The sequence below is a fragment of the Aeromicrobium phoceense genome (assembly GCF_013868155.1).
GTDB classification, from domain to species: Bacteria; Actinomycetota; Actinomycetes; order Propionibacteriales; family Nocardioidaceae; genus Aeromicrobium; species Aeromicrobium phoceense.
This window is the reverse complement of record NZ_JACEOG010000001.1, coordinates 1,838,306-1,858,768: the sequence shown is the minus strand read 5'-3', so window position 1 is coordinate 1,858,768 and position 20,463 is coordinate 1,838,306. Positions and strand designations below refer to the sequence as shown.

Annotated in this window: 19 protein-coding genes; 7 read left to right on the top strand and 12 right to left on the bottom strand. The window is 68.8% G+C overall.

Annotated features, from left to right (window positions below):
• Positions 1–4: 4 nt before the first annotated feature.
• From H1W00_RS09010 to H1W00_RS08990, 5 genes are all read right to left on the bottom strand, one after another.
• On the bottom strand, positions 5–1,432 hold the full coding sequence (locus H1W00_RS09010) for an SDR family NAD(P)-dependent oxidoreductase (RefSeq protein ID WP_181755400.1): 1,428 nt from the start codon (positions 1,430–1,432) through the stop codon (positions 5–7).
• Positions 1,433–1,621: 189 nt separating this feature from the next.
• A complete protein-coding gene (gene ilvD / locus H1W00_RS09005; RefSeq protein ID WP_181755399.1) occupies positions 1,622–3,316 on the bottom strand; it encodes a dihydroxy-acid dehydratase in 1,695 nt (564 codons plus the stop codon).
• A gap of 42 nt (positions 3,317–3,358) precedes the next feature.
• The gene (locus H1W00_RS09000) at positions 3,359–4,042 is read right to left on the bottom strand and encodes a hypothetical protein (protein WP_181755398.1); all 684 of its coding nucleotides are present in this window, start codon (positions 4,040–4,042) and stop codon (positions 3,359–3,361) included.
• Positions 4,042–4,662: a SatD family protein gene (locus H1W00_RS08995; protein ID WP_181755397.1), complete on the bottom strand. Its 621-nt coding sequence runs from the start codon at positions 4,660–4,662 to the stop codon at positions 4,042–4,044. The genes H1W00_RS09000 and H1W00_RS08995 overlap by 1 nt, the downstream gene beginning before the upstream one ends.
• Positions 4,663–4,708: 46 nt before the next feature.
• The gene (locus H1W00_RS08990) at positions 4,709–5,743 is read right to left on the bottom strand and encodes a patatin-like phospholipase family protein (protein ID WP_181755396.1); all 1,035 of its coding nucleotides are present in this window, start codon (positions 5,741–5,743) and stop codon (positions 4,709–4,711) included.
• Between the two features lie 247 nt (positions 5,744–5,990).
• Between H1W00_RS08990 and H1W00_RS08985 the strand changes: the two genes are divergently transcribed.
• The gene (locus H1W00_RS08985; protein WP_181755395.1) at positions 5,991–7,397 is read left to right on the top strand and encodes a hypothetical protein; all 1,407 of its coding nucleotides are present in this window, start codon (positions 5,991–5,993) and stop codon (positions 7,395–7,397) included.
• A 162-nt stretch (positions 7,398–7,559) separates the two neighbouring features.
• Here H1W00_RS08985 and H1W00_RS08980 read toward each other — a convergent pair whose 3' ends face one another.
• Entirely contained in the window at positions 7,560–8,681 is a 1,122-nt protein-coding gene (locus H1W00_RS08980; RefSeq protein ID WP_181755394.1) for a hypothetical protein, read from the bottom strand.
• Between the two features lie 81 nt (positions 8,682–8,762).
• The gene (locus tag H1W00_RS08975; protein WP_181755393.1) at positions 8,763–9,743 is read right to left on the bottom strand and encodes a TIGR03557 family F420-dependent LLM class oxidoreductase; all 981 of its coding nucleotides are present in this window, start codon (positions 9,741–9,743) and stop codon (positions 8,763–8,765) included.
• 264 nt (positions 9,744–10,007) lie between these two features.
• Between H1W00_RS08975 and H1W00_RS08970 the strand changes: the two genes are divergently transcribed.
• A complete protein-coding gene (locus H1W00_RS08970) occupies positions 10,008–10,487 on the top strand; it encodes a hypothetical protein (protein ID WP_181755392.1) in 480 nt (159 codons plus the stop codon).
• 90 nt (positions 10,488–10,577) lie between these two features.
• Here the strand turns inward: H1W00_RS08970 and H1W00_RS08965 are convergent, their stop codons facing one another.
• Together H1W00_RS08965 and H1W00_RS08960 are read right to left on the bottom strand one after the other, a co-directional pair.
• Positions 10,578–10,763 (bottom strand): hypothetical protein, encoded by a 186-nt coding sequence (locus tag H1W00_RS08965; protein ID WP_181755391.1) that lies wholly within the window; start codon positions 10,761–10,763, stop codon positions 10,578–10,580.
• Positions 10,764–10,850: 87 nt separating this feature from the next.
• Positions 10,851–11,225, bottom strand: a complete 375-nt coding sequence (locus tag H1W00_RS08960) for a hotdog fold thioesterase (RefSeq protein ID WP_206679991.1) — start codon at positions 11,223–11,225, stop codon at positions 10,851–10,853.
• A 30-nt stretch (positions 11,226–11,255) separates the two neighbouring features.
• Here H1W00_RS08960 and hrpB point away from each other — a divergent pair, with 30 nt between their 5' ends.
• From hrpB to H1W00_RS08945, 3 genes are read left to right on the top strand one after another with little or no spacing between them, the layout of a single operon-like run.
• A complete protein-coding gene (hrpB, locus tag H1W00_RS08955; RefSeq protein WP_181756222.1) occupies positions 11,256–13,838 on the top strand; it encodes an ATP-dependent helicase HrpB in 2,583 nt (860 codons plus the stop codon).
• Positions 13,839–13,858: 20 nt separating this feature from the next.
• The gene (locus tag H1W00_RS08950; protein ID WP_181755389.1) at positions 13,859–14,209 is read left to right on the top strand and encodes a nuclear transport factor 2 family protein; all 351 of its coding nucleotides are present in this window, start codon (positions 13,859–13,861) and stop codon (positions 14,207–14,209) included.
• Positions 14,210–14,244: 35 nt separating this feature from the next.
• Positions 14,245–14,595: a hypothetical protein gene (locus H1W00_RS08945; protein ID WP_181755388.1), complete on the top strand. Its 351-nt coding sequence runs from the start codon at positions 14,245–14,247 to the stop codon at positions 14,593–14,595.
• Between the two features lie 21 nt (positions 14,596–14,616).
• On the opposite strand, the gene H1W00_RS08940 is transcribed toward H1W00_RS08945, so the two are convergent.
• Positions 14,617–15,279: a class I SAM-dependent methyltransferase gene (locus H1W00_RS08940; protein ID WP_181755387.1), complete on the bottom strand. Its 663-nt coding sequence runs from the start codon at positions 15,277–15,279 to the stop codon at positions 14,617–14,619.
• A 65-nt stretch (positions 15,280–15,344) separates the two neighbouring features.
• On the opposite strand from H1W00_RS08940, the gene H1W00_RS08935 reads away from it, so the two are divergent.
• Positions 15,345–15,929 carry a helix-turn-helix domain-containing protein gene (locus H1W00_RS08935; protein WP_181755386.1) on the top strand — a complete coding sequence of 195 codons (585 nt, stop codon included), beginning with the start codon at positions 15,345–15,347 and terminating at the stop codon, positions 15,927–15,929.
• A gap of 60 nt (positions 15,930–15,989) precedes the next feature.
• Here H1W00_RS08935 and H1W00_RS08930 read toward each other — a convergent pair whose 3' ends face one another.
• Positions 15,990–16,658: a response regulator gene (locus tag H1W00_RS08930; protein ID WP_181755385.1), complete on the bottom strand. Its 669-nt coding sequence runs from the start codon at positions 16,656–16,658 to the stop codon at positions 15,990–15,992.
• The gene (locus H1W00_RS08925; RefSeq protein WP_181755384.1) at positions 16,655–17,800 is read right to left on the bottom strand and encodes a histidine kinase; all 1,146 of its coding nucleotides are present in this window, start codon (positions 17,798–17,800) and stop codon (positions 16,655–16,657) included. Before H1W00_RS08925 ends, H1W00_RS08930 begins: the two co-directional genes overlap by 4 nt.
• Before the next feature lie 132 nt (positions 17,801–17,932).
• Here H1W00_RS08925 and H1W00_RS08920 point away from each other — a divergent pair, with 132 nt between their 5' ends.
• A complete protein-coding gene (locus H1W00_RS08920; RefSeq protein WP_181755383.1) occupies positions 17,933–20,053 on the top strand; it encodes an MMPL family transporter in 2,121 nt (706 codons plus the stop codon).
• Positions 20,054–20,463 lie beyond the last annotated feature (410 nt).

The following is a 20,463-nucleotide window of genomic DNA, read 5'->3' as shown; positions in this document are numbered from 1 at the left end:
CGGCTCACCAGGGAAAGGGCTCGAAGTCCTTCAGGAAGACGCCGTGGAGGTCGACGCCGTCCTCGCCCTGGACGATCGGGTCGTAGACGCGGGCGGCGCCGTCGACGAGGTCGAGCGGGGCCTTGAACCCCTCTTGCGCGAGGCGCTGCTTCGTGACGTGGGGGCGCTCGTCGGTGATCCAGCCGGTGTCGACGGCGGTCATCAGGATCTCGTCCGTCTCGAACATCTCGCGCGCGCTGGTGCGGGTGAGCATGTTGAGCGCGGCCTTCGCCATGTTCGTGTGCGGGTGGCCGGGTCCCTTGTACCCGCGGGAGAACTGTCCCTCCATCGCCGAGACGTTGACGACGTACTTGCGGCGGGCGGCCGAGGCGGCCATGGCCGGACGCAGCCGGCTGATCAGGATGAAGGGCGCGACGCTGTTGCAGAGCTGGACCTCGAGCAGCTCGAGCGCATCGACCTGGCCGACGTGCTGGACCCAGCTGTTGGTGTCGACGAGGTCGGGCAGCAGGCCTCCGGCGTCGATGCGCTCGAGGTCGGCCGAGCCGGCCTCGAGGGCGATCGCGGTGAGCTCCTCGGCCGTGACGGCGTCGCCGGCGAGCGCCGGGTGCGAGCTCACGGAGCCCACGAGCGAGGCCGGGTGGGCGTCGCTCGTGTGGCCGAACGTGATCAGCTCGGGCACGTAGCCCTCGGGCAGCGGCTGCGCCTCGGCGTCGGCAATGGCCTGGTAGGCCCCGGGCTGACGCTTCACCGTCTGGGCGGCGTTGTTGATGAGGATGTCGAGCGGGCCCGACGCCGCGATCTCGTCGGCGAGGCCGATCACCTGGGCGGGGTCACGCAGGTCGATGCCGACGATCTTGAGCCGGTCGATCCACTCGTCGCTGTCGGGCTGGGCGCTGAGGCGGCGCCCCGCGTGGCGCGGGAAGCGCGTGGTGATCGTGAGGTGCGCGCCGTCGCGCAGCAGCCGCAGCGCGATGTACATGCCGATCTTGGCGCGGCCGCCGGTGAGCAGCGCGCGGCGTCCGGTCAGGTCGGTGCGCTGGTCGCGCTTGGCGTGGCTCAGGGCGGCGCACTTCGGGCACAGCTGGTGGTAGAACGCGTCGACCACCGTGTACTTGTCCTTGCAGATGTAGCAGCCGCGGGCCACCTGCAGCACGCCCGCCGACGCACCGCGCGCGGTGGAGACCAGCGGGATGCCGGCGGTCTCGTCGTCGATGCGGCGCGGCGAGCCGGTGGCGGTCAGCGAGACGACCTCACGGTCGGCCTCGTTGACGGCGTCGCGCTTGGCCCTGCGGCGCTGCTTCTTGACGTCCTTGTAGAACTTGCCGCACGCGCGGCGGAGGGCCACGTAGGCCTCGTCCTCGTCACCGAGGTGCTGCGCCTCGCCCAGCACCTTGAGGGCGGTCGCGAGCTCGTCGTCGGTGAAGTTCGGCACCGAGTGATTCTACGGTGCGGTTCCCCGCCGTCTCGACTGGTCTCGATACGCCGCTCGCTGCGCTCGCGAGCTACTCGACCACCGAGTGCCCGGTGATCAAGTGACGGCGAGCGCAGCCGGCCGGTGATCGAGTGACGGCGAGCGCAGCGAGACGTTGTATCGAGATCACGTACCGCCGCGGGTTAAGCCTCAGCCCGTGACGGCGCCGTGCGCGGCCGAGCTGACCAGTTTGCGGTACTTGGCCAGAACGCCGCTGGTGTACTTCGGCGGGTTGGGCTCCCAGCCGACCTTGCGCTGCTCGAGGTCGGCGTCGTCGATCTCGACGTCGAGGCGCTTGTTCGCCACGTCGAGCGTGATCGGGTCGCCGTCGCGCACGAACGCGATCGGGCCGCCGTCGACGGCCTCCGGCGCGACGTGGCCGACGCACAGGCCGGTGGTGCCACCGGAGAAGCGACCGTCGGTCAGCAGCAGGACGTCCTTGCCGAGGCCTGCGCCCTTGATGGCACCGGTGATGGCGAGCATCTCGCGCATGCCCGGGCCGCCCTTGGGGCCCTCGTAGCGGATGACGACGACGTCGCCGGCGACGACGGTGCCGTCCTCCAGCGCATCCATCGCGGCGCGCTCGCCGTCGAACACGCGGGCAGTGCCGCGGAAGACCGACTCGTCGAAGCCGGCGCTCTTGACGACCGCACCCTCGGGGGCGAGCGTGCCGTGCAGGATCGTGAGGCCGCCGGTCTTGTGGATCGGCTTGTCCAGGGGCCGGATGACGTCGCCGTCGAGACCGAGGTCGATGTGGGCGAGGTTCTCGGCCATCGTCTTGCCGGTGACGGTCATGACGTCGCCGTGCATGAGGCCCGCGTCGAGCAGCGCCTTCATGATCACGGGGATGCCGCCGACCTTGTCGACGTCGTTCATGACGTAGCGGCCGAAGGGCTTGAGGTCGCCCAGGTGCGGGACCTTGTCGCCGACGCGGTTGAAGTCCTCGAGCGTCAGCGGGACGCCGGCCTCGCGGGCGATCGCCAGCAGGTGCAGCACGGCGTTGGTGGAGCCGCCGAGCGCCATGACCACGGTGATGGCGTTCTCGAAGGCCTCGAGCGTCATGATGTCGCGCGCGGTGATGCCCTTGCGGAGCAGCTCGACGACGGCCTCGCCGGACTTGCGGGCGTACTCGTCGCGGCGGCGGTCGGGGGCCGGCGGGGCGGCCGAGCCGGGCAGGCTCATGCCGAGCGCCTCGGCGGCCGACGCCATCGTGTTGGCGGTGTACATGCCGCCGCAGGCACCTTCGCCGGGGCAGATCGCGCGCTCGATGCGGTCGACCTCGTCGCGGGTGATGAGGCCCTTCATGCAGGCGCCGACGGCCTCGAAGGCGTCGATGATCGTGACGTCCTTGCCGTCGACGTTGCCCGGCAGGGTGGAGCCGGCGTAGAGGAAGACGCTGGAGAGGTCGAGGCGCGCGGCGGCCATGAGCATGCCGGGCAGGCTCTTGTCGCAGCCGGCCAGCAGCACCGAGCCGTCGAGGCGCTCGGCCGACATGACGACCTCGACCGAGTCGGCGATGACCTCACGGCTGACGAGGGAGAAGTGCATGCCCTCGTGGCCCATGCTGATGCCGTCGGAGACGCTGATCGTGCCGAACTCGAGCGGGTACCCGCCGCCGGTGTGCACACCCTCCTTGACGGCCTTGGCGAGCCGGTCGAGCGAGAGGTTGCACGGGGTGATCTCGTTCCAGCTGGACGCGACACCGATCTGGGGCTTCACCCAGTCGTCGTCCCCCATGCCGACCGCGCGGAGCATGCCGCGCGCGGCGGTCTTCTCCAGGCCGTCGGTGACGTCGCGGCTGCGCGGCTTGATGTCGATGTCGGGCGTGTCGGGGGTCTCGGCCATACCGGAATCGTACGACCGGCGTTGAGCGTGCCGTCCCGGTGGTCAGAACAGCGGCACGAGCGCGAGCGCGAGGAACCAGCTGACGAAGCTGCCGACGAGCACGTACTCGGCCCGCGACCCGTCGCCCTCGTCCTTGGAGATCTCGGGGAAGCGCAGGATGCCCTTGGCGGCGAGGATCGCCGCCACTCCCCCGTAGTTGCCGCCGATGGCGAAGCCGAAGACGAGCACCCGCTCGAGCGGACCGATGACGCGGCCGCCCTTGAGCCGGCGCTCCTCGGCTAGCAGGCCGCGGCCGACGCGGTCGAGGACCTCGCGCACCACGGCATTGGCCGGGCCGATCATCGCCACGGCGGTGACGACTGCGAGCACCATCTCGTCGAGGCTGACCTCGGCCAGCGCCGGCACGTTCAGGTCCTCGTACCAGTCGAGCATCGGGGGCACGTCGCGGTCGATCGCGGGCGAGGCGACGAGCGCCAGCAGCGCGCCGATGCCGGAGACGACCATGCCGGGGATCCGCCACGACGGAACCGTGCGGGCGCTGGCCCACCAGAGGCCGACGACTGCGGGCAGCCAGCCGGCGCCCGGACCGTAGCCGAGGCCGTACGCGGCGAGGATCACGATCGCGACCATGGCGACGACCTCGACGACGACCACCCACAGCCGGTCGACGTGGCGCAGGTACTCGGCGAGGCAGATCGCCAGCAGGACGAGGGCGAGGAGAGCCATCAGCGCACCAGCTCCACACCGTCGACGACGGCCAGCGCACCGCTGCGACGCAGCGACTGGGAGACGGCGGACGCGGAGATGCCCTCGGCCGCGGCGAGCTCGCGCTGCGTGCGGCCCTGGAGTAGGCCCAGCGTCAGCCGGCGCTGCCGGCCGTCGAACCCGCTCACCACCTGGTCGCGAGCCATCAGATACGCGTTCACGGTTCCCCCTTCATGCACCCACGTGCGCAGCCCCGACTGGCGGGTGACGCGTCGTTCGACCTCGCCGATCGCGTCGCGCGCGTTCCACCAGGCCGGCCCGTCCTGGGTGAGACCGTACTCGGAGCGACCGACGACTTCGAAGGCGCCGACACCGATGCCCACGCGGGCGTCCATCTCCTCCGGGAGCGCGAGCCGCACGACGAGCGCGGTGAGCAGGGCGTCATGCACCGTGGCGTGGGTGGACTGGAACTCGTCGCCGATCGTGGGAGCGGGCCGCTGGTCCGACGGGACGAGCTCGGCCGCGGTGGCCAGGGCGTCGATGAGCCGCTCTTGCGCTTCAGCGCGCGAGGTGGCCTGCCGTGAGGCCACGAGGTCGCCGATCAGCGCCACGGCCTGTGAAGGTGACACCTTCATTTCCATGGAATGAAGCATATACCTTCATTACCGAGAAATGAAGCCATCGACTTCACTCGATGGGCTCGGGACGCCACGACGGGATGACGTCGGCAGCCTCGACGGGCTCGGGAACCGGCGGCCCGGAAGGGTTCCGCTCGACCCAGGCGGTGGCCGCCTTGTGGCCCGACTCGAACAGGCTCGTGCGCTGCTCGGGCGTGAGATCGAAGTCGGTCCAGCGCACGCCCTTCGGCTTGGCGAAGATGCTGCGGTCGATCGCGGCCGGGTCGCTGACGTGGCGCACCTGGGTGGAGTCGACGGTGGTGAAGATGAGGTTCGTCAGCAACGACAGTGGCGACGTGACGGGCTTGGCCTTCGCCCGCTCCCCCGCCGGGGAGCTGAGCCGCACGCCGAGGGTGGGCCAGCGGCTCGGCAACCCGTCGCGCCGGTCGAACAATTCGATTGGGTAGCTGCGCAGGAGCGAGCCGTCGGCCAGCGTCAGGGTGCCGTACTTCGACTTCAGCCGGACGGGCTCGAACAGGAACGGGATGGCGGCCGACGCGCGCACCGCCCGCGCCACCGAGTACTCGTCGGGGTCGTGGCCGTGGGCGGGCAGGTCCCAGGGCAGGAACATGGCCCGCTGGCGGGAGAGGTCGCTGGCGGTGACCACGAGGCGGTACGACTGGCCCTGCGGCAGCGCGCTGCCCGGGTCGTCGAAGTAGAGGTCGCCGAAAGTACGCACGCCGAGGTCGCCCAGGACGCCCTTCAGCCACTGCTCCATGTGGCGGCCGGGGTGCGCCCCGAGGTGGAACATCACGCCCCACGCGTCGGCGGCCCGCGGCCACCACCCCAGCATCGCGCCGCGCTTGCGACGGTCGAGGAACGCGCTGTAGTCGATCGTGCGCATGATGTCGTCGACACGACTGAACGGCTCGCCCGCGTGCTGCATTGCCGCCATCACCGAGCCCACCATCGCCCCGGCCGACGACCCGCCGATCCGCGCGAACGTGTAACCGTGCTCAGCCAGCGCGGTCGCGGCGCCCACCAGGGCGATCCCCTTGACTCCCCCGCCCTCGAGAACGAGGTCGACCGCGCGCGTCTGCTCCACGGTTCGACTCTATGGCGTGGGCGCGGACATGGCCTCGGGGACGGGCCAGAGCCCTGGCCTCGGACCGTTTCACTGTGCCTGAAAGGGCTACGACATCGCGACGGCGTTCCGTATCGCGCCGTCGTTGGAGGTGTCACATAGCCGGTTCCGCATTGTTCATTCGAACGACGAGCGTTCGGGGAATCGGAGACGAACTCCGGATTCTCTCAGTGGTTTCGTTCACAATCGAACCAGCACGGTGCACGCCGTGCCGGTGTACATTCCCCGCGCCGACCGACGTGATCCTCTGGAGGGCCATATGACCGGCACAATCGATGCGACGCCCGAATCGATCAGCGACGTCACGCTTAGAGGCGGTGCAGCGGCGCCGACACCCGTCGAGCCCGGGGACGCTGCTGACGGAGCTCTCGACGAGAGCGGGGCCAAGGCACCCACTCCCGCGAAGAAAGTCGCGGCCAAGCACTCACCAAGGAAAAGCACTGCGCCGAGGAAAGCCTCCGAGAGTGAGCGCCCTTCGAAGCCGAAGCGTCAGCGTCGAACGACACTCTTTCCAGCGGCAACATTTGAGGATGCGTTGGAACTTGCGACCGCGGTGTACGAGACGGGCGCTGGGCAGCCCGTGCGACGAATCACATTGTTCGACAATCTCGGCAAGAGCCCCGACAGCGGCGCGAGCAGACAACTGATCACTAACAGCGCCAAGTACGGGCTCACGAAAGGCAGTTACTCGTCCGAGTTCATTGAGCTCACCGACGACGGACTTTACGCCGTCAGCGAGGACACCTCTCCTGCGGCGAGAATCCGTGCCAGATTTAAGTTGGCAATCGAGTCAGTCGAGGTTTTCAAGAGTCTCTACGACTCCTACATTGGCAACCGTTTGCCCGTACAGGCGGTGCTCATCGACAGGGCCAGAGAGGCGGGCATCCCAGAGGAGGATGCGACCGAATGCGTGGAGACGTTTACGGTCAACACGAAGTTCGTTGGAGTGCTGCGGTCAATCAGCGGCGCCGAGCGCCTGCTCAGCATCGACACCGTCATCGACGACTTCCTCCCCCAGACGGCCGCGCAGCCGGCAATCGTGCGGTCCACGGTCTCCCAGCGGCAGTCTCCGATCGCTACTCCGGAACAGATTCAGAATGCCGGCTACGAGTCGGCATGCTTCTACATCTCACCAATTGGCGAGGACGGCAGCGAACAGCGCAAGCACGCTGACTTGTTCATGGGCGCGCTCGTTGAGCCTGCTCTTGCGGAGTTCGGCCTGAGTCTCGTGCGGGCGGACAAGATTGGCGAGGCCGGTATGATCACCGGTCAAATCATCGAACACATCGTCCACAGCAAGCTCGTCATTGTTGACCTCTCCTTCCACAACCCGAATGTCTTCTACGAGTTGGCGCTGCGGCACGCGGTTAGGCGCCCAATCGTCCAGATCAGTCGTGCTGCGGACAGGCTTCCATTCGACATTGGACAGGTCCGAACGATCGTCGTCGACACAACCGATATCTACACGCTGGTTCCGCAGTTGGAGTCACTCAAGGCGCAGATCGCGGCTCAAATACGAAAGACTCTGGATGAGACTGCTGAAGTCGAGAATCCGTTGAGCATCTTTGCGCCGTCATTCTGGCGGCACCTACCAGGCGTGACGACGACTGCATAACCCCTACGTTTCCGCGTCGAGGTTGCCTCTGAGTGTTGGATTCGAGGAATTCCTTCATCGGAGTAGAAATTCGGCATTCCGTCGCAAAGTGCCCATGAGGTCGCGCCTTCGCCGGCCGCTTGCCCGGATATGCCTGCGGTGGTGGACGAGAAGCATTGGGTCTCACTTCGAGTCTTGGCGGCGCACTGCTGCGAGGATCTGGAGCACGTCTGTGGTGGTCAACCCCGGCGTCGGTTCCGCGCTGGCATCGAACAGCGGCGGGGGGCCCAGCACACGCCGGCCAAACTCCTCACGCATGCGCTCTCTAATGCCACCGTCCTCGACGACGCCGGTGAAACCTTCGAATGACTTCAACTGGACTTCAACCGCTGCTGCCCACTTCCCCAGATGGAAGTGCGGCCCGGCGAGACGTGCTAGATACACACCGGTCAACGTAAGGGCCAGTCCCGGAAGATAGGAGGGAAGCTCACTCCATTGGCTGCCCTTCGAACTTGAGTGGATAACGAAAGAAATACCTACGGCCAATGCGACCAAAGTCACGGCGAAGGCTCGATAGCGGAAAGCTGCACCTAATTCCTTATCGGCGAGCTCTTTGAAGTGGCTCGCGAGGTTCCCATTCGCTTCAGTGTTCGCAGCCGCCTTAGCCCGTTGCACTTGCTCATCAACCTTCGCCGTGGTCTCAGCAAGTACTTGCGCTGCCTCGTCGGTCTTCCCGGCGAAGAGAGCCGCCTTCTCCGCGGCGGCCTCCATTCGGTCCAGTTCTCGTGCGTATTGCCCGAGGTGGCGGCAAGTTCGCCACCAGACTCTGGATTGGTCGGCGTAGTCTATGGGCCGCCCCCCTTCGTCGACCGCGGCGTACTCGGACGCCTCAGCGAACGTTGAGCGAATCGCTGCTTCAAGCTTCTCCGACGCTTGCGCGACCTCTCGCCGGATCGACTTTCTGATTTTCTCTCGGACTCCGTCCGGCACGGTGCTCGTCAGCGCATAGATCTCGGCGTCCACCCGAAATGTCCTCATGATCTCTATCACCGGCGTCGGGGCATCCGGATCCTTTTCGAGCACATTAATTCCACACTGGGTCCAGATCGCCACTAACACACCTACAAGATCCGACAGCAGAGTGACCTCTTCCCCTTCATGCGCGATGCCATGGGCACTCATACGATCAGACAGGTCACGTAGACCTGCTACTTCGTCGTTCAGTCTTATGAGTTGATTTGAGAGGGCCCCCTCCTCGCGGCCCCGCGCCGCTGCTGCATCCGGTGAGCCTGGATCGAGAGTCATGCCTGCGACGGTACTAACTCTGCCTCGTGGCGTCCGAAGATTCAGAGGTCAGTACCACCAGTGAGCTTCAGAGCACCTTGTCTAGGCCGTAAGGGTCTGGTTCAAAGCCGCCAGGATCTCAGGCGCCGCCTCGAAGAATTCGTCCTGCCCCTCGTCGCCGATCTGGAGCAGCGCGAGGTCGGTGAAGCCAGCCTCGGCGAACGGCCGAACGGCCTCGATCACGGCGTCGATGTCGTTGCCGCAAGCCATCTGCTCAGCGACATCCTCGGGGCGCACGAACTGGCTCGCCGCGTCGAACGCGGACGGGCCGGGCAGCTCGGCGTTGACCTTCCACCCGCCGGCGAACCAGCGGAACTGCTCATGGGCTCGAGCCAGCGCCTTGTCCTGGTCGGAGTCCCATGAGATCGGCAGTTGACCGACCTTGCGGGCCGGCTTCTTCGCGGTGGTCGCCTCGTCGAAGTTCTTGACCGCATCGCCGTCGGGCTCGACGGCGATCATGAAGTCGGCCCAGGGAGCGGCGATCTCGATCGACTGGGGGCCGCTGACCGCGACGCCGATGGGCACGCGCGTCTCCGGCAGGTCCCAGAGCTTCGCGGAGTCGACCCGGTAGTGGTCGCCGACGAAGTTGACGTACCCGCCCTCGAAGAGCTCGCTGATGATCTGGAGCGCCTCGGCGAACCGCTCGTGACGCTCGTTGACGGGGTCCCAGCCCTCGCCGATCACGTGCTCGTTGAGGTTCTCCCCCGCGCCCAGGCCCAGCGAGAAGCGTCCCTCGCTAAGGACGCCGAGCGTTGCGGCCTGCTGCGCCACGACCGTCGGGTGGTAGCGCCCGATCGGGCACGTCACGTACGTCATCAGCTCCAGCGTCTGCGTGGCGTTGGCGACCGCGCCGAGGGTCACCCACGCGTTCGGGCTGTGACCCTGCTCGTCCAGCCACGGGTTGAAGTGGTCGCTCATGACGGCGAACGGGAACCCCACCTCCTCGGCCTTCTGGGCGTACTTCACCAGCTTCGTGGGCGGGGACTGCTCGCACATGAGGGTGCATCCGATGGAGAGGCTCATGGTGATCGTGTACCCGAGACTGCACGCCTCACTCTCGGCCTCGGGGCCGCGTGGGGTCGTGCATTCCGCCGCGTTGGTGATGCTCGCGATGAAGGGCCTGACGTCCTCCTTCGGGTTCGGAACGCTTTGCTTGAGATGGCGAACTAGGGTGCGCGCCGCGCGAGCCATGGTCAGCCCAACGGGAAACTTGCCCGCGGCGCTGACGCTTTCCTCCTAAGCGCGAAAAGGCCTCTTGGAGAGTGGAAGCGGCTTAGGCTGCGGAGGGTGGATGCCACCATCGCAGTCGCCGCCATGGGCTTTCTCGCGACCTTGAGTGGGGCGTGGTTGGCGGGCAGAGGCCAGCGCGAAGCGGTGCGTGATGAACGGATACTGGACGCGAAACTCACCACCTTCGGTGAGTGTTCGGCGAGCCTGTACGAATATCATCGGGCCACGTTCAACCGTGTCAAAGCCCGGCTCGACGATCTGCCAGAGGCGGATCGCGTACCCCTTCGCCAAGAGGCTTATCGTGCCAATACCCGGTCTCGTTCAGCTATCGGTCAAGTCGCCATTCTCAGCGGCGACGAAGCGTTGAGAGGATGCCTCGAGAGCGCCCGGAGCAGCGTAGGACGTCTGAACGGCGCGAGTGACGACCAACACCTCAGTCGGCTGTCGAAGGATGTCCACGAACTGCTTAACGAGGCCCTCGGGAAGGCAAGTTCGGATCTCACGAGGCGGAGCCGCAACTTCAGATGGTGGCGGTGAGGAACGCCGCGGGCGATTCGTCAGAGGCGCGCGCCATTGCCGCTCACGCGGGCTGGTCCTGTCCCTCGCCTTAAAGTTCGGGCACCGACGCTACCGCTCCGTGATGGTGATCGCCGGATCCCCGGCCTGCCACTTGTCGGTCTTGTTCATCGAGAATCCTTCGATGTAAGTCGCACCATCATCTACGCGACTCGACTCGAATACGTACGCGACTGCTCTTGCGAGGGCTCTCGCGTCTTTCACGCTTCCGTCGAACTCAATCGCAATCTTCTTCATGTGCATTGTCTATCGGGTTCGGAACACCCGGACCTGGAAACCACGACTTTGCCCTAGGAGCGAGGTCCGTCGCTGCTCGTCGGCGAGTCAGTTCTCTGTGAGCGCGAAGGTCGCCAGCGCGTGCACCAGCGACTTCCCGTCCTGCTCCACCTCGGACTCGCAGATGGTGAGCCTGTCGCCGCGCTTGCGCACCTTCGAGGTGACCGTGAGCCGGCCCGGCTTGCCGGGGCGGAGATAGGTGACCGTGAGCTGACTCGTGGCAGGCGTCTCGTCCTCCACGAGGCTGAGGATCGCTGCGCCCATCGTCGTGTCGACCAAGGTCGCGAGCAGTCCGCCGTGGACGGTGCCGGCGGCGTTGAGATGCCGGTTGTCGACGTCCATGGTCAGCGTCGCCTGGCCGTCGGCTGCCTCGGGGGAATGGGCGCCGATCGTCGTGAGAAAGCCGTGGTTGGTGTCAGTCACGTGGTCTCTGTACCCGCCTGCCCCGTGAAGATGCGTCCGCGGCGGGGTGGGACGCGGCATGTCGGGCAGACTGCAGGAGTGTCCGACCCGCTGCGCAGCCTGCTCGCCGCACCCCCAGACCTCCCGGTCACGGCGGGCCTGGCCGCACTCGACGAGGCGCTCCGCAGCCGTGGCGTCGCGGTGGTCCATGCGCCGCCCGGCACCGGCAAGACGACCTTGGTCCCGCCCGCGGTCGCCGGCGTCGTGTCCGGACGGGTCGTCGTCACACAGCCCAGTCGCATCGCGGCACGCGCCGCTGCCCGGAGGCTGGCGAGCCTGCTCGGGGAACCGGTCGGCGAGACGGTCGGCTACTCCGTGCGCGGGGACCGGCGCACCAGTCGACGCACGCAGGTCGAGGTGGTCACCACCGGCCTGCTGCTCCGGCGGATCCAGCACGATCCCGAGCTCGCCAGCGTCGGCGCCGTCGTCCTCGACGAGGTGCACGAACGCCACCTCGACGCCGACCTCACCCTCGCTCTGCTGATCGACATCCGGGCGAACCTCCGTGAGGACCTGACCCTGGTGGCGATGTCCGCCACCATCGAGGCCGAGCGCACGGCCGCGCTGCTCGGCGGCCACGACCCCGCACCGGTGATCACCGTCCCCGGTGCCCTGCACCCGGTGGATACGGTCTGGTGCCCGCTGCCGCCCGGGTCGCGCCGCACCGACGACCGAGGCATCACTCCCGCCTTCCACGACCACGTCGCCGCGACCGTCCGGCGTGCGCTCGCCGAGCAAGAAGGAGACGTCCTCGTCTTCGTGCCCGGTGTCGCGGAGGTCGACGCGACCATCCGTCGCCTGACCGGAGTGGACGCCGACGTGCACGCCCTGCACGGCCGCCTGTCCAGCGCCGAGCAGGACCGCGCGCTCACCGAGGGTCCGCGTCGCCGCGTGATCGTCTCGACCGCGGTCGCCGAGTCGTCGCTGACGGTGCCCGGCGTGCGCGTCGTGGTGGACGCCGGTTTCTCGCGAGAGCCGCGCACCGACCACCGGCGCGGACTCGCCTCGCTGGTCACGGTCGCCGTCAGCCGGGCCGCGGCCGACCAGCGAGCTGGACGAGCCGGCCGTCTCGGACCGGGCGCGGTCCTGCGGTGCTGGTCGAAGGCGGAGCACGCGCACCTGGCACCTCACCCCGAACCCGAGATCGCCACCGCCGACCTGACCGCCTTCACCCTCGAGCTGGCGTGCTGGGGAAGTCACGACCTTCGCGAGCTGGCCCTCCTCGACCAGCCGCCGCCGCACGCGCTGTCGGCAGCCCGGCAGGTGCTGGTGGACCTCGGCGCGATCACCGAGGACGGAACCGCCACCCCGCGCGGCCGGGTCATCGCAGGCGTGCCGGTCGACCCCAGGCTCGCACGGGCGCTCATCGACGGGGCCGGTCTCGTCGGAACGAAGCGGGCCGCCGAGGTCGTCGCCATGCTCAGCGAGGACGTTCGTGCTCCCGTTGGAGACCTGGTGGCGGCGCTTCGTTCATTGCGTGGAGGGCACCGATCAGGCTCGTGGCGCACCCAGGTCAAGCGGTTGGAGGCGGTCGCGAAAGAGCAGGGTGCGAAGGATCAGGGTGCTGACCGGCACGCCCCAGCCCTGACCGATGACGTGGCGGTGGGGCCCGTCGTCGCCCTCGCCCACCCGGACCGGATCGCGCGCAAGCGCTCCGGTGGGTCGAGCTACCTGATGACGTCCGGAACCGGCGCGGCCTTCGACCAGCGCGACCCGGGCCCCCTGGCCGGCCTGGAGTGGCTCGCGGTCGCCGATGCGGATCGCCGGTCCGGGCAGCGGGAGGCCCGCATCCGGTCAGCGGCACCGCTCACCGAGGACCTCGCGCTGGAGGCGGCGGGCTCGCTGTGGACCGAGGTGGACGAGGTCGGCTGGACCGGCGGGCGGGTCCTGGCCCGGCGCCGCACGCTGCTCGGCGCGATCGAGCTCGGCTCCGTCCCCCTCAGCGACCCACCGGTGGAAGCCGTGACCGAGGCCATCCAGGAGGCGCTGGAGAGCGAGGGCATCGGCCTCCTCACCTGGTCGGAGGCGGCCACGGCGCTGCGCGCTCGCCTCGACTTCCTGCACCGGGCCCTCGGTGATCCCTGGCCCGACGTGAGCGACGAGGCGCTGACGCAGAACCTCCAGTCGTGGCTCGGGCCGCAGCTGGCGCGGGTCCGCTCGGCGCAGCACCTTCGCCGCATCGACGTCGTCGGCGCGCTGCGGGCGTTGTTGCCGTGGCCGCAGGCTGGACGACTCGACGAGCTGGCTCCCGAGCGAGTGGAAGTGCCCAGCGGATCGATCGTGCGGATCGACTACTCGCAGGAGCAGCCAGTGCTCGCCGTGCGGCTGCAGGAGGTCTTCGGCTGGAAAGACGTGCCACGTCTCGCGGAGGGCAGGGTTCCGCTCCTGCTGCACCTGCTCTCCCCCGCCCGGCGCCCGGCCGCCGTCACGGCAGACCTGGAGTCCTTCTGGGACAACGGCTATCCGGGGGTGCGTGCCGACCTGCGCGGGCGCTACCCCAAGCACTCCTGGCCCGACGATCCCCGCAACGCGCCGGCCACCCGACGGACGAACCAACCCCGCACGCGACGGTGAGGGACGCCATCATCAACCCCATGACCAGTGGACACGCCGACAGCCTGCGAGCGCTGTACCAGGCGTTCAACGACCGTGATCTCGACGCCGTTCTCGCCGCGATGGCACCCGACGTCGACTGGCCGAACGGCTGGGAGGGCGGTCGGCTGTCCGGGCGCGACGAGGTGCGGGACTACTGGGAGCGGCAGTGGCGGGAGATCCGCCCCATGACCATCGTGCGACACCTCCGGGATCGCCCCGATGGAACGGTCGAGGCGCGCGTTCGTCTCGTGGTCCGCGACCCTGCCGGGAACGTCCTGGAGCGTTCCGAGGTGACTCACGTCTATGAGTTCGAGGGCCCTCACGTCCGGCGCATGACGCTCGAGCCGTAGAGCGCCCGCAAGCGATCCGGTCATAGACTGCGTCGATGGTGGACCTGGACGCTGTCGAAGACGGGATCTGGACGTTGCTCGCCCCCTATCGGGCTGAGCTCGAGGACGCGACGATCTACGGGATGCCCTCACTGCGCTGGCCCGGCTCTGGCGGCCACGACTACTTCGCCGCGGTGAAGCGGAGCGCGCGCAAGGTGAGCCTCTACGCCGTCGCCGTGGACACGTGGCCAGAGGCGCTCAAGGGTTCCTCCGAGGAGTTCAAGTCCTTGCGCACCGGCAAGGCAACCTTCTCCTTCGCCTCGCTGGAAGGCGAGCTCCGGGCGGAGCTGGAGGCATTCCTGCGCCGCCTGTACAAGCCGTACCGCGAGCATCACCACCCTGGCTGACGCCCCAGCGCTCCGTCGCCGTCAGCCGTCGAGGCCGACCCGCCGCGCCAGTAGTGTCGCGTCGCCGATCTCGACGGTCTTCCCGTCGCGCTCGACAACGCGCGGACGTTCCTCGACCACCACCGGCTCAAAGCTGTCGTCGAGGGCAGGCAAAAGGTCCTCGGCGTGCCACATGGCGCGGAACTGTTCGGCGCTGAGCTGAGCGAAGGTCTCCGACGGGGCGTGCCCGACGACGAGCAGGTGTCCACCGGGCGCGACCGCCGTGGCGAGGCGCCGCACGACGTCGACCATCGAGCCCCCGGGGTGCAGGAAGTGAGTGGTCACGAGATCGAACCGGCGACTCCCGGCGTCGAACGTGCGAGCGTCGACCTGCCACCAACTGGTTCGGTCTGCCACGCCCGCCTCCTCCGCGTGCCGGGCGGCACGGTCAAGTCCCTGAGCTGAGAAGTCGGCGCCGGTGACGGTCCATCCCTGCTGCGCCAGCCAGATGACGTCGCCACCCTCACCACATCCCAGATCCAGCGCAGTGCCGGGGTTCAGAGCGCTGACCTCCGCGACGAGCTGGGGGTTGGGCTGGCCGCTCCAGACCTTCTCGGACCCGGCGTACCGCTTGTCCCAGCCGGGCTGCTCGAAGTAGTCCGGGGCGTCCTGCTGGTGGTCATCGTGGTCGTGTGAGTCGGTCATGGTCTCAGCATGGTGCCGCTTCGGACGCACGGCAAGATTCCTTGCCGTTGTGGCAAAGTGGCCCCATGACCGACATCTCGGACGACACGAGTCGCGTCCTCGACGGCGTGGGCCCGCGGTTGCGGGCTCTGCGCACCGCACGCGGGGCGACTCTCGCCGATCTCTCCGCCGACACGGGCATCTCGACGAGCACGCTCTCGCGACTCGAGTCCGGGCAGCGAAAGCCGACCCTCGAGCTCCTGCTGGCGCTGTCTCGGGTACACCAGGTGCCGCTCGACGAGCTCGTCGATGCGCCCGAGACCGGCGATCCCCGGGTGCGCGCGAAGCCGATCGTCCGCCACGGGCGGACCTTCATCCCCCTGACGCGTCGGCCCGGCGGAGTGCAGGCCTTCAAGATCGTCATCCCCCCGCACGACCCGCCTGAGCCGTACCGACCTCAGGTCCACGATGGGTACGAGTGGATCTACGTCCTCTCAGGTCGACTACACCTTGTCCTGGATCGACGCGAGATCGACCTCGGTCCCGGCGAGGTCGTGGAGTTCGACACCCGCACGCCCCACGTCGTCGCCAACCGTGGCGACATCCCCGCCGAGGTGATCGGCCTGTTCGGCCCCCAGGGCGAACGCATGCACATTCGCTCCGGACAGTGAGCAACCCGAATCCGCCGCGAGTGGGCGCGCGCACTGCGCCGACCGCGACGGTGGTCGGCTCTACCCCTTGACGCGCTTCGTCTCGTAGGCCCACATCGCGACCTCGACGCGGTTGCGGGCGCCGAGCTTGTTCATCAGCGCGCCGACGTGGGTCTTCACCGTGCTCAGGCTGATGTGCAGCTCATCGGCGATCTCGGCGTTGGTGCGGCCGCGGGCGACGGTGAGCAGCACCTCCTCCTCGCGTTCGGTGAGCGGCTCGATCGGCTGGGCCGGCTTGGAGGTTCGCTCCAGCCCGGCCAGCGTGGTGAGCAGGCGGCGAGTGATGTCGGGTGAGATGAGCGCGTCGCCGTTCGCGGCGGCGTGGATCGCCTGGACGAGCAGCTCGGGTCCGGCGTCCTTGAGGAGGAAGCCGCGGGCGCCGGCCTTGAGGGCGCCGTGGATGTACTCGTCGAGGTCGAAGGTCGTGATGATCACGATGGCCATGGGGTCCTCGACGCCCGGCCCGGCGAGCTGGCGGGTGGCCTCGACGCCGTCGATGCCGGGCATCCGGATGTCGAAGAGGCAGACGTCGGGACGCAGCTCGCGTGCCGCGGCCACCGCCTCGTGACCGTCGGTCGCCTCGCCGATCACCTCGATCCCTGGCTGCGCGTTGAGGATCATGGTGAGGCCGGTGCGGACGAGGAGCTGGTCGTCGGCGACCACCACACGGATGGTCGCAGAACCGGTCACTGGGGCACCTCGCGCGGCAGGGTCGCCTCGACGGTCCAGCCGCCGGCCGGGTCGGGGCCGGCCTCACAGGTGCCGCCGAGCAGCTTCGCTCGCTCAGCCATGCCGAGCAGGCCGTAGCCCCCGGTGTTCGCGGGGCGGGCCGCCTCTCCGTCATCGTGCACACGCAACCGTACGACGCCGGCGTCGCCGGTGACCTCCACCGTGACCGCCGTGGGGTTCAGCGCATGCCGGATCGCGTTGGTGACCGACTCCTGACAGATCCGGTAGACCGCCACCTCCACCGGGAGCGGCAGGCCCGCGAGGTCGCCTCCGCCGTGCACCTGCACCAGTGGGCTCATCCGGGTCAGCTCGTCCAGGTCGCCGATGCCCCGCTGCGGTGCGAAGTCGGCCGGCTCCGCGTCGGCGCCCGCGCCGTCACGCAGCACGCGGACCATCGTGCGCATCTCGTGCAGGGTGCGCGACGCCTCCGCCTCGATCACGGCCAGCGCCTCGACCGCCAGAGTCGGGTCGTTGGCAGCCACCGCCCGTCCCGCCTGGGCCTGGATCGCGATGGCCGACACGTGGTGCGCGACGGTGTCGTGCAGCTCGCGGGCGAGCTCACCGCGCTCGAGGGTCCGGACCTGCTGCACCTCGCGCTGGTGCGCCACCGCGCGGTAGCGCATCGCGGCCCCGAGGGCGAAGGACGCGACCACCACGGTGGTGCCACCGATCAGGTCCCCGAGGGTCTGGCTGGCCGCGAGACCGAAGACGACCGGCACGGCGACGATCGCCGTGCCGATCAGGGCCTCGCGGCCGGAAGCCCAGCGGTAGAGGGCGTACGGGAACAGCAGGACGGCGATCATGGAGTAGAGCCCGGCATCGCGGATGCCGTCGAGGATGAACGGGAGGTGCAGCACCATCGCGCCGCCGAAGCCGACCGCGGTGGCCAGGAGTGGATGGGTGCGCCGCCAGAGCAGGACCGGAATGACCAGGAACGCGACCACGGTGGACAACGGCCGCACCGGTACGTCGGAGCGGAAGATCGCCTCACCCGCGGCCGTGACCAGCAGGGCTCCGACCAAGACCCAGTCCCACCAGACCCGTGCCGGCGGGTCCGGGGCGCGGGGCTCGGCAAGGATCGAGCGGATGAAGGCGGGGAGCACTTCCTCAGCCTAGGGATCGGCGACCCTCCTCGTACCGGTCTCGAGCAGGAGCCGCTCCTCGTCCTTTCGCCCGAGGACTCCCCCGTTCCTGCGCCCGATGTGCGTCGCTCGCCGCCGGGCCAGCGTGGAGGCATGTCGAATCTCCTCTACCGGCTCGGCCGGTCCGCTGCCACCCGACCCTGGATCGCCATCGGCGCCTGGGTCGTCCTCGCAGTCGTCGTCGTCACCTCCTCGGTCGCCTTCGGGCGCGATCTCGAGGAGAGCTTCGAGGCACCCGGCCTCGACTCCCACCAGGCCGCCGAGCTGCTCGCCAAGGCCCAGGCCGACGAGGGCGGAGTCACCGCCCACGTCGTGCTCGAGGCCGAGGACGCCGCGGCGCAGCTGCCGCCGGTGGAGGCCTCCCTCGAGGCGCTTCCCCGTGTCGTCGGGACGAGCAGCGACGTCTCGCCCGAGGGCACGGTCGCTCTGGTGCGCGTGCAGTACCCGGCGATCGAGCACCTCGATGCCTCCGACCTGGAGAACCTCAAGGACGCCGTCGCCGACCTGCGTGACGACTCGTCAGTGACGCTGGAGACCGGAGGCGACCTGTTCTTCGCGTTCGAGGAGGCGCCCACCGGGCTCGGCGAGGTGGCGGGGATCGTCGTCGCGATGGTCGTCCTGCTGATCGCCTTCGGCTCCTTCGTGGCGATGGGGCTGCCGATCGGGATGGCGCTGTTCGGCCTGGTCATCGGCGCCACCTCGATGAAGCTGGTGACGTACCTGGTCGACATCCCCGCGTGGGCGCCGCAGCTCGCGGCCATGGTGGGGCTCGGCGTCGGCATCGACTACGCGCTGTTCATGGTCACCCGGCACCGCGAGAACCTGGCCCTGGGGATGCCGGTCGCCGAGGCGGTCGGCCGGGCCCTGGCCACCGCGGGACAGGCCGTGATCTTCGCGGGTGGCACGGTCGTCGTGGCGATCCTCGGGCTGCTCTTCGCGGGCATCCCGTTCGTGACGGGCGGTGGAATCGCCATCTCCGCGATGGTGCTCGTGATGGTGCTCGCGTCGATCACCCTGCTGCCGGCACTGCTCGGACTGGTGGGGCACCGGATCAACGGCCGCCGGCGCAGGCCCCACCAGCCGAGCACCGGCTGGTACCGCTGGGGTGCTCACGTGACCCGCAACGCGACGGCGTACCTCGTCGGCGGAGCCGTCCTCATGGTCTCCTTGGCCACGCCCGTTCTCGCGCTGAACCTGGGATTCCCCGACGACGGGACCAAGCCCGAGTCGAGGACCGAGCGCCGGGCCTACGACCTCATCGCCGACGGGTTCGGCCCCGGCGCCAACGGACCGCTGGTGATCGCGGTCGACACCTCCCGCGACGTGTCCGTCGTGGCACCGCTGGCCGCTGCGATGGCGGCCGATCCCGGCATCGCCTCGGTCGGCGAGCCGATCATCGATCCCACCGCGGGCGTGGCGACCCTGGTGGCGCAGCCCACCACGTCGCCCCAGGACGAAGCCACCCAGGAGACCGTCGCGAGGCTCCGCAGCGAGGTCATCCCGACGGTGCTCGACGGCACCGAGGCCACCGCCCACGTCGGCGGTCAGACCGCCACCTTCGCCGACCTCGGTGAGCGGGTGCAGGAGCGGATGCCGCGCTTCGTGGCTGCCGTGCTGGTGCTGTCGTTCCTCCTGCTCACCCTGCTGTTCCGGTCGGTCCTGGTGCCGCTGAAGGCGGTGCTGCTGAACCTGCTGAGCGTCGGCGCGGCGTACGGGGTGCTCGTCATGGTCTTCCAGTGGGGCTGGGCGGCCAGCCTGATCGGCGTGGAGTCGACGGTGCCGATCGTGTCGTTCATCCCGCTGTTCATGTTCGCGATCCTGTTCGGGCTCTCGATGGACTACGAGGTGTTCCTGCTGTCGCGGGTGCGCGAGGAGTACCGGCGCCACGGCGACAACACCCGCGCGGTCATCGCCGGGATCGCCGGGACCGGGCGCACCATCACCGCGGCCGCGCTGATCATGGTGGCGGTCTTCTCGGGCTTCGTCCTGGGCAGCGACCCGGTGGTGAAGATGATGGGAGTCGGACTGGCCACGGCGATCTTCCTCGACGCGACCGTCGTCCGCCTGGTGCTCGTCCCGGCCACGATGAAGCTCCTCGGCGACGCCAACTGGTGGCTGCCGGGGTGGCTGGACCGGCTGCTGCCGGAGCTGGACCACACGTGGGAGGAGACGCCGGCGGAGGAAGCGGCAGGCCTCCAGCCCCGCGTGCCCTAGGGCCGGTCGCGTCCGGGCTGGGCCCCACGGGAACACCCGCGGCCCAGCCCGGACCGCTCCTGGACGGGGATTGCGGCGTCGTACGGCGGAGATGGTCGAGGTACCGGGACGCGAACCACACCGAGAAGCGAGCGAGTCCGGAGCCCTCGAAGTGCTCGTCCCGATTCGGTGAACTTCCGAGCCCTCCTGGGCGACCATGAGGAGTGACTTGGATGATCACGTTGGCGATGAGGGCCGTGTCGCTCGTGCTTGGACTCGCCATCGCAGTGTGCTGGCTGTTCGTCGTCACCGCAGGAATCGTCCACCTCATCCGTGACCCCCGGGAGGCCACGCCACCCGCCCTCCTTGCGGTGGCGACCTTCGCGATGATCAGTTGGTTCCGCCGGCGACGCGAGTCGCGAGAGGCGGGA